The sequence below is a fragment of the Nocardia sp. CC213A genome (genome assembly GCF_030766805.1).
GTDB classification, from domain to species: Bacteria; Actinomycetota; Actinomycetes; order Mycobacteriales; family Mycobacteriaceae; genus Nocardia; species Nocardia otitidiscaviarum.
In genome coordinates, this window is record NZ_JASFXA010000001.1 from 454,568 (window position 1) to 466,572 (window position 12,005).

16 protein-coding genes and 2 pseudogenes are annotated in these 12,005 nt (G+C 67.1%); 9 read left to right on the forward strand and 9 right to left on the reverse strand.

All coding sequences use genetic code 11. From position 1 onward, the window contains the following. Positions 1-30: 30 nt before the first annotated feature. Positions 31-261: a hypothetical protein gene (locus tag QJS31_RS02105; RefSeq protein ID WP_306355809.1), complete on the reverse strand. Its 231-nt coding sequence runs from the start codon at positions 259-261 to the stop codon at positions 31-33. Here QJS31_RS02105 and QJS31_RS02110 point away from each other — a divergent pair. The 4 genes from QJS31_RS02110 (at position 250) to QJS31_RS02125 (ending at position 2,508) form a co-directional block, all read left to right on the forward strand. Further along, positions 250-555 (forward strand): hypothetical protein, encoded by a 306-nt coding sequence (locus QJS31_RS02110; protein ID WP_306355810.1) that lies wholly within the window; start codon positions 250-252, stop codon positions 553-555. The genes QJS31_RS02105 and QJS31_RS02110 overlap by 12 nt on opposite strands. A 640-nt stretch (positions 556-1,195) precedes the next feature. Then, positions 1,196-1,393 (forward strand): hypothetical protein, encoded by a 198-nt coding sequence (locus QJS31_RS02115; RefSeq protein ID WP_306355811.1) that lies wholly within the window; start codon positions 1,196-1,198, stop codon positions 1,391-1,393. Positions 1,394-1,764: 371 nt separating this feature from the next. Then, the gene (locus tag QJS31_RS02120; RefSeq protein WP_306355812.1) at positions 1,765-2,322 is read left to right on the forward strand and encodes a restriction endonuclease; all 558 of its coding nucleotides are present in this window, start codon (positions 1,765-1,767) and stop codon (positions 2,320-2,322) included. A gap of 54 nt (positions 2,323-2,376) precedes the next feature. After that, positions 2,377-2,508, forward strand: a complete 132-nt coding sequence (locus QJS31_RS02125) for a hypothetical protein (RefSeq protein ID WP_306355918.1) — start codon at positions 2,377-2,379, stop codon at positions 2,506-2,508. Between the two features lie 230 nt (positions 2,509-2,738). On the opposite strand, the pseudogene QJS31_RS02130 reads toward QJS31_RS02125, so the two are convergent. Next, positions 2,739-2,861 (reverse strand): annotated as a pseudogene (locus QJS31_RS02130) (tetratricopeptide repeat protein); the annotation flags it as partial. A 343-nt stretch (positions 2,862-3,204) separates the two neighbouring features. On the opposite strand from QJS31_RS02130, the gene QJS31_RS02135 reads away from it, so the two are divergent. The 5 genes and pseudogenes from QJS31_RS02135 (at position 3,205) to QJS31_RS02155 (ending at position 7,326) form a co-directional block, all read left to right on the forward strand. Beyond that, positions 3,205-4,503 (forward strand): ISL3 family transposase, encoded by a 1,299-nt coding sequence (locus tag QJS31_RS02135; protein WP_306355906.1) that lies wholly within the window; start codon positions 3,205-3,207, stop codon positions 4,501-4,503. 223 nt (positions 4,504-4,726) lie between these two features. After that, a pseudogene (locus tag QJS31_RS02140) lies at positions 4,727-5,350 on the forward strand (LLM class flavin-dependent oxidoreductase); the annotation flags it as partial. Between the two features lie 199 nt (positions 5,351-5,549). Then, positions 5,550-6,167, forward strand: a complete 618-nt coding sequence (locus QJS31_RS02145; protein ID WP_306355813.1) for a class I SAM-dependent methyltransferase — start codon at positions 5,550-5,552, stop codon at positions 6,165-6,167. 6 nt (positions 6,168-6,173) lie between these two features. Then, positions 6,174-6,770: an N-acetyltransferase gene (locus QJS31_RS02150; protein ID WP_306355814.1), complete on the forward strand. Its 597-nt coding sequence runs from the start codon at positions 6,174-6,176 to the stop codon at positions 6,768-6,770. Between the two features lie 334 nt (positions 6,771-7,104). Beyond that, the gene (locus QJS31_RS02155; RefSeq protein ID WP_306355815.1) at positions 7,105-7,326 is read left to right on the forward strand and encodes a hypothetical protein; all 222 of its coding nucleotides are present in this window, start codon (positions 7,105-7,107) and stop codon (positions 7,324-7,326) included. Between the two features lie 348 nt (positions 7,327-7,674). On the opposite strand, the gene hemC is transcribed toward QJS31_RS02155, so the two are convergent. The 7 genes from hemC to QJS31_RS02190 all read right to left on the reverse strand — a co-directional run bounded on the left by hemC (position 7,675) and on the right by QJS31_RS02190 (position 11,877). Next, complete coding sequence (hemC, locus tag QJS31_RS02160) at positions 7,675-8,601, reverse strand: hydroxymethylbilane synthase (protein WP_306355816.1); 927 nt, start codon at positions 8,599-8,601, stop codon at positions 7,675-7,677. Between the two features lie 10 nt (positions 8,602-8,611). Beyond that, positions 8,612-8,869 carry a hypothetical protein gene (locus QJS31_RS02165; protein ID WP_306355817.1) on the reverse strand — a complete coding sequence of 86 codons (258 nt, stop codon included), beginning with the start codon at positions 8,867-8,869 and terminating at the stop codon, positions 8,612-8,614. A gap of 22 nt (positions 8,870-8,891) precedes the next feature. After that, on the reverse strand, positions 8,892-9,335 hold the full coding sequence (locus tag QJS31_RS02170; RefSeq protein WP_306355818.1) for a hypothetical protein: 444 nt from the start codon (positions 9,333-9,335) through the stop codon (positions 8,892-8,894). 9 nt (positions 9,336-9,344) lie between these two features. Further along, a complete protein-coding gene (locus QJS31_RS02175) occupies positions 9,345-9,944 on the reverse strand; it encodes an O-methyltransferase (RefSeq protein WP_306355819.1) in 600 nt (199 codons plus the stop codon). A gap of 38 nt (positions 9,945-9,982) precedes the next feature. Continuing rightward, entirely contained in the window at positions 9,983-10,975 is a 993-nt protein-coding gene (locus QJS31_RS02180; RefSeq protein ID WP_306355820.1) for a hypothetical protein, read from the reverse strand. Positions 10,976-11,015: 40 nt separating this feature from the next. Further along, on the reverse strand, positions 11,016-11,327 hold the full coding sequence (locus tag QJS31_RS02185) for a hypothetical protein (RefSeq protein ID WP_306355821.1): 312 nt from the start codon (positions 11,325-11,327) through the stop codon (positions 11,016-11,018). Positions 11,328-11,538: 211 nt separating this feature from the next. Beyond that, entirely contained in the window at positions 11,539-11,877 is a 339-nt protein-coding gene (locus QJS31_RS02190; protein WP_306355822.1) for a hypothetical protein, read from the reverse strand. Between the last annotated feature and the right edge of the window lie 128 nt (positions 11,878-12,005).

Genomic DNA, 12,005 nt, shown 5'->3' on the forward strand with positions numbered 1-12,005 from the left:
GGGTAGCTCAGACATGCGCGATCCGCCCGGTCACGGCGAGGGCGGATCCGCGGGGACGAGGTGAACGGTCGGGGTCGGGAACGGATACCGGCCGGGCGCATCCTCGGCGGCCTGCACGAGCGTAGTGCCGTCGTCCCGGACCTCGACAACCTCGAATACCGATACCCCACCCGCGAGTAGTCGGACTCGATCACCTACAGCCACCACACCGACCACGATATCGGACATATGTTCGATATCGTGGTCGGTGTGTCCGACCACGACCGCGAATCCTCGCCGCGCCACCTCTACGTGGCCGACGGGCGGGTGACACCCGCGCGGCAGCTGGTGGGACTGGACGAGGGCCGCTGGGCCGAACCGATCCCGGCGCGGTGCCCGCACGGACATCCACTGCCCGACGCCGCGGATGTGCTCGTGGGCTGGGTGCCGTGCCCCGGCCCGGATCGCAACGGGCACAGGACACATCGATGCCGGTGCGGGGCCACGTGTACACCCCGCCGCAAGACCGCCCTGTGTGCGCCTGCCAGCAAGCCCGCGACCGCACGCCCCACCTGAGAACCGAGGAGTCCTGAGCCGGGTCGTGCCGGTGGTGTTTAGTGGTAGAACTACACCGGCACAAGCTCATACACCTAACTGACCTGCATGAATGTAGATGCTTGAGAACGGTTCCGGCTTTGTGTCATCGTGCGCGACATGATCGTCCCTCTCCCGCGGCTCACCCGAGCGGCCACCGCGAGCCGCATCGTCGGCCTGGACACCGTCCTTCTGCCGGCCGCCACCTGGCCGCGCCTCGGGCATTTGGTCCTCGAGGTCACACCAGATGTGTGCCACGCACACAATCCGTCCACGAATCTCCGTACTCTCCCGAACGCGGCCTCACCCAGGCCGTTTCAGCTCTCCGACAAGGGAACTGAGAAACCACGCTGCGACCCCTGCCGCCAAGGTTTGGCCGCCACAGGGGCAGGGGTCGCAGGAACACCAGAACCACAACAATGTGAAAGGCTCCGGTACCCATGAGGCTTTCGGCCTCGGCAAACGATTCTCGCCGATACCCCCCAACCCCGCTACGACTCCCCCACGCTCCGGCCGGTCCCACCGCCACGAGCAGCCAGAACAGACGTGCACGTTCGGCTGCACCCCACCTCTCTACGCTCCGCCGTCGAACGAATACCCCTCGATCGACAGGAACTCCACGATGACCACACCGTCCGCCCTGCTCGTGCCCTGGTTGCTGGTCGCCCTACTCACCAGCGTGCTGATCGGCTTCATCGGCGGCGCCTTGACTCGGCACAACGGAAACACCTGGGCCACTGCCATCTGCGCGGGCGGCGGAGCGTTCGCCGGGGCATTCACCATCGGCCTGCTCACGCTGAACACGCTGCTACCCAACTGAATCGGTCCCGCACCACCCCACGGCCCCCGAGCCCATGGCACAGGGGGCCGTCAGGTGAGGTACCGCGCCGCACCCGGCCGCGTCCCTCTTCGATTGGCCGGGACGGAGGTGCGCGGGCCACGACAACTAACCCGGCCAACCGGCAACCACCCGACCAATTCGACCTCCAGCTAGGTCCGGCTGGAGGTCGAATTGGTACACCACACCGTTGTCGCAGTCGGGTTGTCGGTACAGCAACCTACCCTCGGAAGACCATTTGTCCGTTGCGGGACACCAAGTCTCGCCGGTGAGGCAGGGGTGGTCACATGGGGCGGCGATATCGGCGGTCACGGCGACGCGCGGATTCGGGGGCGTCGATGTTCATGGCAGGCGTGGCGGGCTTAGCCGTGCTCGCGCTGGTCTTGCCGGTGCTCAAGGCCCGGCCCGCGGTGGTCGCGGTGATCGGTGCGGGTTTTGTAGCCGTGGCGGCGATCGCGGCGGCCCTGTGGATCTGGCATCGGCGCCGTATCCGTGCCCGCGATGACGCGCGGGCAGTCGCAGCGCTGCGACAGAACTCCTTGAGCCCCGCCGCCTTCGAGCACGCACTGGCCGCGTTGTGCCGCCGCGACGGCTGCCGGGATGTACGAGTGGTGGGTGGCGCCGGCGACCTGGGCGCGGATGTGCTGGCACGCGGCCCGGCAGGACAGCGGATCGTGCTGCAGGCCAAGCGGTATCGCAATAGCGGCAAAGTGGGATCCCAGGATGTGCAGCGCTTCGGAGGTACCTGTTTCACCATCCACCGCGCGGATATCGCGGCGGTGGTGACCACCGCGCGGGACTACACCTCGGCGGCACGGTCCTACGCGCAGGCGGCGGGCATCCTGCTGATGGACGCTCGCGCGCTGGCGGCCTGGGAGTCACGCACCGGCCCGGCCCCGTGGGAGCTGTAGCCGGGCGTGCAGGGGCAGGGCCTACTGGTCGCGATCCCATCGAAGCCACATGCCATGACAGAGCAGCAGGTCTCGCACCCAGCGCTGGTCAGCCCGTACCTGTGGGGCATCGGCATCGAGCAGGGCCTGTCGTTCGATGGGGTCGTTGTCCATACCGGCTCGCCCGGGGTGCCCGCGGCGATGTGACACGCCGCTGAGTGTCCGCCGATCAGGATGCGCGCCAGGGCGGCATGCTCGGCCGGGTGAAAGACGGACCCGTAGCTGCTGATGCCTTCTCCCACAGGAGGCCCGGGGCGGCGGTGGGTCACGAACACTGGCCCGCGCGTGCGGCCCTTGATCAATCTCGGGAGCAGCCGGGCGGTGCCCGCGTCCCAGTACACGATCTCGAGGACGTGTTCGTGGTGGGCGGCGCCGGCGAGGTTGTTGCGCGAGCTGAGGGTGTGGGGGTGGTCGGGTCCGAGGGCCCGCTCGCGGTCGATGAGAGTCTGCTCGCAGAGCGCAATGGCTTCATCGAATCGTCCCGACTTCATGCAAGACATGAAGTCCGCGTACTCGTTCACTAACCGGCCAGCTGCCGTTCGATCTCGCTGCCCGGGTCACGAGGGGGCACGGCTGCGGCGGCGCTCGGTAACGTCTGTCCGACTTTCTGGACAGTCCATACATGGCAGCTATCAAAGGTCGAGGTTCGCGCAGGCGTCAGTGCTGTCGGCAGAACGTGAATACTGGAACTGGCACGGTTTGCGTGATTGACCCGACCTGGATTGCCAACGGGCGCTTGATGATCGATCATGTGGCCGGTGTTCTGATCTTGGACCGACGGCGGTCCTGTTCCCGCATCTGAATGGGCTGAGGATCGACAGCGTGGACTCGGCAGTGGGCCGGGTGCGAATCGACGCGAGGACGGGTGACGAACCCGCCGCGTGCTCAGGATGCGGCGCGTTGTCCCGCCGGGTCCACAGTCGCTACGGACGCCGATTGTCCGACGCCGCGATCACCGGCAGGGAGGTGGTGATCCGGCTGCGGGTGAGGCGGTTGTTCTGTGACAACTCCGACTGCGGGAGACGGACTTTCGCCGAACAGGTGCCGATGCTCGCAGCACGGTATGCGCGGCGCACCGCCGTCCTGCAACGCCTGCTGTGCGCGGTCGCATTGGCCCTGGGTGGTCGTCCGGGCGCCCGGATGACTCGACATCTGGCGGCCACGGTCAGCCGGATGACGCTGCTGCGACAGATCCGGACACTGCCCGATCCGGAGCTTGCCACCCCGCGCGTGCTCGGCGTCGACGACTTCGCCCTGCGTCGCGGGCACCACTACGGAACAATCCTGATCGACATCGAGACCCGGCGACCCGTCGACGTGCTCGACGACCGAACCGCCGCAACCCTGGTCGCCTGGCTGCGCGCTCATCCCGGCGTCGAGATCGTTTGTCGCGACCGCGCCGGCGCCTACGCCGAAGGCATCGCGGACGGAGCGCCCGACGCGGTGCAGGTCGCGGACCGCTGGCACATCTGGCACAACCTCGGCGAGGCAGTCGAACGCGTCGTGGCCCGATACCGAAACCACCTCGACACCCTCACCGATACCGAAGGCGACACCGATCCAGAGAGCACGGATCGGCAGGAGATCCCGATCATTCCCGAAGCGGTTGCACCGGCGGACCGGACCGACAAGTGGGCCGTGCGGACCCGCGAACGTTACGCCACGGTCCACGCACTTCTCGCCGACGGCGTGAGCTTGCGGTCGGTCGGCACTCAGCTCGGTCTTGCCCGGGGAACCGTTCGACGCTTCGCACGGGCCGTCACCGTCGAGGAGTTGCTGGTCAACACCGGCACTGGACAGCGCCGGAGTCTGCTCGAGGAGTTCAAGCCCTACCTGCATCAGCGATGGAACGAGGGCTGCACCAATGCCACCGAGCTGTTCCACGAGATCAAGGCCCGCGGTTTCCGTGGCGGACCGAAGATCGTCATGAACTACCTCCACCCGTTCCGGACGACCGGCCAGGTTCCTCGCGCTGTCCGCAAGCCGCCGTCGGTGCGTCGTGTTGTGAGCTGGCTTATGAGCGACCCCACCAACCTCGATCCCGACGATCGGCAGCGGCTCGATGCGATCCTCACCAAGCGCCAGATGTTCGGGCGCGCGAAACCAGACCTTCTCCGGAAGCGAATCCTGTTGAGCGACTGAGCAACCCGGACCGGCCGAATCAGGAATTAGTGCCAGATCCAGGATTGGCGTTCCGTTGACAATGTCGTTCACCGAACAGGGCAGACACACCCTGTCACTGCGACTTACGCCACGCCTTCAGATACCCGAACAGCCCAGATCACCCCGGCAGTGTTGTCGATGACGCATATGGCGAAAGACAAGCCGATCCCTTCGATCGATCCCGCAACGATGAAGGAGCGCCGCACAGCGATGCCGGATACTGCAGCATCTGGCCAAGGGACGACTGGATCTGATGCTGGGCCGGGGCAACACAGGGCCGGTCTACCCGTGGTTCGGCAAGGACATCCGCCAGGGCGTCCACCTCGCGTTGGAGAACTACAACCTGCTACACCGGCTGTGGCGCGAGGACGTGGTCGACTGGGAGGGCCACTTCCGCACACCGCTGCAGGGCTTCACCTCGGCTCCACGGCCGCTCGACGATGTCCCACCCTTCGTGTGGCACGGGTCGATCCGCACCCCCGAGATCGCCGAGCAAGCCGCCTACTACGGCAACGGCTTCTTCGCCAACAACATCCTCGCCCCCAACGGGCACTTCGTCCCGATCGTCAACTTCTAATGGCAGCGGTTCGAACACTACGGGCACGGCAGTCAGCAGGACGCGATCGTGGGCCTGGGCGGACATGCCTACATCGCCAAACGTTCGCAGGACGCCTACGCCCAATACCGGCCATACTTCGCCGGCAGCAGGCTCTACGGCCTCACCGATTCGCTGGAGGACTTCGCGCAAGCGACTCCGACGAGCGTCGGCAGCCCTCAGGAGGTCATCGACAAGACACTGACCTTCCACGATCAGTTCGGCGATCACCCTGGAACCAGCTCTACCAGCAAATCAAGATCAGACATTGCAGCCCCCTGCACTACTTTCCTGATGTTCCGGCTACGAGTCTTTCACATAGCAAACCTCGGGCATCGTTGGCGTGGGCGGCGTCTCAGCCGCCGAGAGCCCGCATGAATTCTGTGATTGACTGGCCCGTGTGCGACTAGGTGATGTGAAAGCTTCCCTGATGGCCGGATTCGCCAAGCAACTGGCGCTCCCTAGCGGACGGGTGGGGCTGGCGGTGATGCGGCTGCTGAACGTGGCAAATCGCAAGTTGATGGACGGTTCGGTCGACGCGGTGAGCGCTGCTCCTGGGCAGCGGGTGGCGGACATCGGTTTCGGCGGTGGTCACGGGCTGCGGCGGCTACTCGGTCAGGTAGGGCCGACCGGCATCGTGCACGGGGTTGACCTGTCGGCCGATGCGATTGCGCAGGCGCAAAAGACTTTTCGCAATAAGATCCGCGACGGCCGGTTGACGCTGCACCACACGTCTATGGACGCGTTGCCCTTCGATGACAAGAGCCTGGCGGGCGTGGTCACCGTGAACACGGTCTACTACATCGAGGACGAGCCGCTGGCGGCCTCGCTGGCGGAGGTAGCGCGCGTGCTCGAGCCCGGCGGCCGACTCGTCATCGGGGCCGCTGATCCTGCCTATCAGGCGGGCCTGCCGTTCCGTGACGGCATGATCAGCCGCACGCCCGAGCAGATCCAGGGATTCATGGAGGCCGCGGGCTTCTCGGTGACCGATCATCGCCGCGTCGGCGACAGCGACCGCGCGTTTCACGTCTACGTGGGCACCCGGTAGCCACCGATGGGCATCCGCACGCGGGCAGCTACCGACGCAGATGTCACCGCGATATCCGCCGTCCTCGCGGAAGCCTTCGCCGATGATCCCGTGATGGCCGCCATCTGGCCCAACGACGCGCACCGATACCGGCTGCTACCACGCTATTTCGCGGTCTCGCTACGGCATTTCCACCTACCGGGCGGCGGGGTCCGCGTCGCCACCGACCGCGACGGCCATATCGGCGCGGTCGCGGTGTGGGACCCGCCCGGCTCGCAGGCCGGGAGTACCGCCCGCACCGTGCGGGCGCTCCCTGACCTGTTGCCGATCCTGGGCAGGCGGGCCGGGGCGGGATTGGCGGTACGCCGGGCCATCGACGCCCGCCGACCATCCTCGCCCCCGGAGCATTGGTATCTGGCGCACCTGGCTTCCCCGCTTTCGCATCGTGGGCAGGGCTACGCCCGCACGCTGCTGACCTCGAGTGTGGAGCGGCCCGCGTGGCTGGTGTGCACACGAGAGACCACCATCCCGTACTACGAACGCGCCGGGTTCTCCGTGGCTGAAAGCTTCCACCTGCCCGCAGGGGCGCGGCCACCTGTGTGGGCGATGGTCCGCAGGACATGATTCGCACTCACGCCAACCCGACCGGTTAGTTCTTTTCGTGGCTTATGGAGGACTCACCTGCGGCGATGGTTGAGCGTTTCCCTAGCTCGTGCGAGGGGGGTGTGTGGCCCTCCAGGGCTCGATGACTCTTCGGATAAGCTCTCCTCCAGCTTGAAGGGACACTGATTTCCCTCTTCCGCTCAACGGCTTTCGCCTGACGAAGGCGCGGGCATCGAGGCAGATCGCATGCTTTGTGGCGGCCGAGTCCGCTCCCGGTTCTGCTGGGGGTGGACTCAGCCGCCGCAACAATGCGGCGGCCTTTGAAGCCCTTCGGGGCGGAGGAGTCGGAATTCAAGTGGATCAATCAAGTCAGCCAGGGCCGGAAGACCCTGACGACCCCACGGCCGGAAAGCCGTGGTGGCCGATCATCGTTCGTACGGCGAAAGTCGGTGCGGTGGTGCTGGAGGTGTTAGTGGTGGCGCAGGACGCGGCCGGATACGACACCGCCAGCTCGGCGATGGTGGTCACCAAGCTGGCGGTGGCGGCACTGCGCGCGGTAACTGAGTTAGGCCCTTAGCCCGCGGCAGTAGTTGGGAGGTGGCAGGTTGGGTAGCTGCGGGAACAGCGCCCACCTGTCACTACCTGTCACTCATTCTGACGGGCTGATACTACTGAAGTACAGAAATCTGTCAGTCCCGGGGTTGCCCAAATGGGCGGGACTTTTCGCCGCTACCAGCGTAAATGCCTCCTAAAACAACCGAGCTGCTTTGACTGTGTTCGGCACGGGTGCTCCCGCGCGACACCCAGCAGCGGACCGCCCGCCACCAAGAGTGCGGGCTCGCCTTCCGCCTCTCCGCGTTGCTCGGGGCAGAGAATCCCGCATGGGCGAACAGCCGTCCGTCAGTCAGGCACTCGCCGCACGTGCTCAATGCGGTATGGCGTCGATGATTCGCCTAGCTCCTTGGCGGAGCAGATCGGCCCCGACGAAGAATCCGAGGGCCTGCGGCTCATCGGGGACGCCCCAGTGGTGCGAGTCGAGCCATTGCGTGCCGTCAGCGGTGAACACCTTGGCGCGCAGGGTGAGCCGCCCCGTGGGGTCGGTGCTGGCGTACCCCGCGATCGGGGAGTTGCAGTGTCCTTGCAGGGCGTGCAGCATCGCCCGTTCGGCCTCGGCCTGGCGGCGAGTGTCGGGGTCGTCGAGCCGGGTCGTGAGGTCGCGTACGTGGTGGTCGTCGGCGCGGCATTGCACCACCAGGATTCCGGCCCCAATCGGCGGGCACATCACCTCGAGGTCCAGGGTCTCGGTGATGCGGTGCTGCTGGCCTACACGGTGCAGGCCGGACACGGCCGCGATCAGCACGTCTACGTGTCCCTCGTCCAGGCGGGCCAGGCGGGTGTTGACGTTGCCGCGCAAGGGAGCCGGGGTCAGATGCGGATGGTGCAGGCGCAGCTGAGCGACGCGCCGCACAGAGCTGGTGCCGACGGTGGTCCCGGCGGGCAGCTCGGCCAGCGTCGCCCCGGTGCGGCTGATTGCCGCGTCGTGGATGTCATCGCGCGGCAGGAATGCCGCGAACTCGGTTCCGGCGGGTATGGGCACGTCGCCGGGAATGTCCTTGAGGCAGTGCACCGCGATATCGGCGCGGTCCTCGAGCAAGGCAGCGTCCACCTCTTTGACGAACGCGCCTTTGCCGCCGAGCTTCGACAGATCTCCCATCCATCGGTCCCCGGCGGTGGTGACCTTCACCAGCTCGGTTTCCGCGCCGTGGGTCGCGAGCGCGGCGGCGACCTGTTCGGCTTGGTGCAGGGCCATGGGGCTGGATCGGGTGGCGATCCGCAGAATGCGCGACGGCATGGCGGGCACTCTACTCGCGGCCTTCCTCACTCTGGCCGGGGCCGACGGTGTAGGCGGCGTAGCCCGAGGGGTGATCGGGCCCGCGGTGCGGCAGCGTGCCGGGTTCAGCCAGTTTCTCACCTGCTTCGCCCAGCAGAACGACGCTGGGATGCTCCGCGCCGAGGATCACGCGGAGCTGCTGACGTATCGCGCCGAGACGGTCGCGGTAGGCGATGAGCAAATCCGCTCCCAGCACCACCGTTTCCGGCTGGGGGTCGTTGTCGGGCATGAAGGTTGGCCTTTCCTCGTCGCTATGGTCGCCGCGCGCATTGGGACTCGGGCACGTCGATATTGTCGGATACGTCGTAGAAGTCGAATGGGATGCCAGCGGCGGAGGTTCCACTGATCGTGACGAGAGAGTGCCACGTGCCCGCGTAGCAGGCCGCTGTGCCACCGTAGTTCGCCCACGGGGCGGGAATCTGGCTGTCGGTTTCGCCGATCGCGTGCGTCTCCCACGACTGCGAGCCCAGCGGCCGGAACGTCACGAACAGTTGTAGGTGATGCTCAAGCGGCGGCACGTCACATTCGACCCTGCCCCGCACGTTGATGTCGGGCGGATCCACCTCGGGGACACCGAGCAGGGTGGTGAACGCCCACCCGCATTGATAGGGGGCCGCGTGCGCCACCGGCGCGGTGACGAACCCACCGGCCCCGGCCGTGATCATCGCGGCGGCCGCGGTGCAAACAATCCGCATGGTGTTGCCTCATCCTCGGTTACTCGGGGTGGTGCCGTGCCAAGCTCGTTGGCGTTCTGGTTCGGGCTTACGTGCCCCGAGTAGCAGGCCGCTGTTCCAATGCATCGCGGTGCAGACCAGCGCGGGTTCGGCGTGGATCTCGGTCAGGAAGCGGTCTACCCGCTGCTGATGGTCCTCGGGCCAGGTCGGTTGCGGCAGAAGGTCATCGACCACGTACAGCGCGCCCGGCGCGAGCCGCGCGAACAGCTCGGCGCGGTGGCTGAACTTGCCGGGCCGACAGTCCACGAACACGAGATCGAACGGGGCACCTGCCACGGTGGTCAGCCATTCGGCGGCATCGCCGCAATGCAGGCTCACCCGCCGGTCGCCCATGATCACCCCACGCGCGACCGCGCACCGCACCGGATCGGCCTCGACGGTGATCAACCTGGCGTCGGGGTCCATGCCTGCCAGCAGCCAGGCCGTACCCACGCCGGTGCCGGTGCCCAGCTCGAGCAGCCGGCCACCGGGCTTACTGGCGGCCAGGGCCCGCAACATGGCTCCGGTGCGGTCGGTGCAGCTCATCGCGAATTCGGCTGCCTTGGCGGCCCTCTGGGCCTGGGCCACCATCGGCGGCAGCGGCCGCGGTGCCACGTCGATGGGTGCCATCACCGGCCCCCTGCCAGCGCGGCCGCGATACGCGGCGCGTCGTAGGTCATGATGAAGTCGGCTCCCGCCCGGCGCAGCATCCGCGCGTACTCGAGCACCAGGCCGTCATCGGCGGCAGCGAACATCTGCTGTTCCTGCGACACCGAGAAAGCCGTAATCGGTGCCTCGGTGACCAACCGGAGTCGCGTCAGGACATCGACACTCATCATGGCGGGCTGCACCAGCAGGCTGTCTGCTCCCTCCGACATCCACCGTTCGGCCTGGGCCATGGCCTGGCGCTGGTGGTCGGCGTCGATCTGGAATCCGCGGCGGTTACCTCGGCCCGGATCGGTGCACATCGCGGACTTGTAGGCGGTGAACAGGCCGGAATCGAATATCACGCTGGGGGTGATCCCGACATCGGGGTAGCCGTGCTCGTGCAGGCCACGGCGGATGATCCGAACGGACCCGTCCAGCATCGCGGCGGGGCCAATGAGGTCCGCGCCCGCCTGGGCGTGCAGCACGGCCATTTTGCCCATGAGCAGGTAGGTGGCCTCCACGTCGGTGCGGCCGTCGGCATCGGTGATCACGCATTCGCCGCTGTCGGTCCATGCGCACCCGCATACCTCGGTCGAGATCACCATGTCCTCGACCGCCGCGCGGATGGTTTGGATGGCGGCCACCATGAGGTTGTCGGGTCGCAGCGCTTCGGCGGCGTCGGGGGCCTTGGCGTCGCAGTAGACGAACACCTTGCACGCCCGTATGCCCAGCTCCCGCAACCCGACCGCGTAGGGCCCGAGTTCCGAAATCGCCACGGCGGTAGGCACATACGTGTACTGCTCCGGCGGGCGCGCGTCGGGTTGCACCAGGATCGGCACAATCAGATCGGCGGGGCTCAACAGCTCGCGGTGCAGCAGCTCGCGCACACGCGCCCTCGCCCGGACGGGGTTGATACCGGTGATTTCGCGGCGCGGCCGCGGGGGTGCGACGGTCGGGGTCGGCGTCGAGTTCATCGGCGTATCTCCTGATTCAATTGGTGTTATCGGTTGGGAATCAATCGTTTTCGGGCCGCTCGTAGATCAGCCGGTACTGCGAGGCGGACAGGTTCACCCGGTCGGCCTCGTAGAGCACACGCAGGGCGGCGCGGCGGCGCGGGCAGTCCTCGAGCCGACACCGGCGGTGGGTGTTGGCGTCGCGGACGGCCTCATCGAGGTTGGGCGTTGCCGCGCGGGCACGGTGCGGGATCTCGGCCTGGATGTCCCACACGCTCGGCCCGTCGGGGCGGGGTGCTCGACGCAGCACATACAGCAGGGCTGCACCGACGGCGGCCGCGGTGAGCAGCGAAACCCACGCCAGCGCGCCCATCAGCGGCCGCCGGGGCCGGGGTCTTGGGCAGGTGGGGCCTCGGCACGGCGGCGGCCGCTGGCGGGCCAGTGGTATTTGTGCAGCCCTGCCACAACTCGGGCAAGCAGTTCCGGGTCACCCTCGTAGGTCCATGCGGGCGCGGGTTGAGCGGCGCGGCCGGGGATTCGCCAGGGAGCGGGGTGCTGTCCACGTCGTCGGGCCTTTCTCGCTGCTATGCGCCGTTGAACTGCGGCAGTTGGCCGGTGGAGTGGCGCGCGTAGGTGTGTACGTCGTCCACGGTGATCACATCGGCCACTTGCACCAGCTCGACCGGGACGCGGCTACCGTCGAAATGCGCGGCGCTGGGTACGAATACGGCCTCCGCCCGCGTGCGGCCAGCGGCGACGCACAGCCGGTGAATCGGCTGGTCGATGTCTGGGCCGAAGGCCAGAATCCTGATCAGGTCGTAGCCGAGTCTGGTGGCGAGCCTTCGCATCTGGGTTCGGTGCCATTCCAGCTGGAGCCCGGAGATGTGTGGCCGCAGATAGCCGATTGCCGGTGGTGAAGTCATAACGATCACCCCTTCCGTCCCGATGACTGCTCAGTCCTCAGTTCCGGCGGAGATGTAGGCGTGAGCAGCCAGAAAGCGACGGCACTGGGGGCCGTGGGCGGCGTGCAGCGCTAGCACCGCGTATGCCT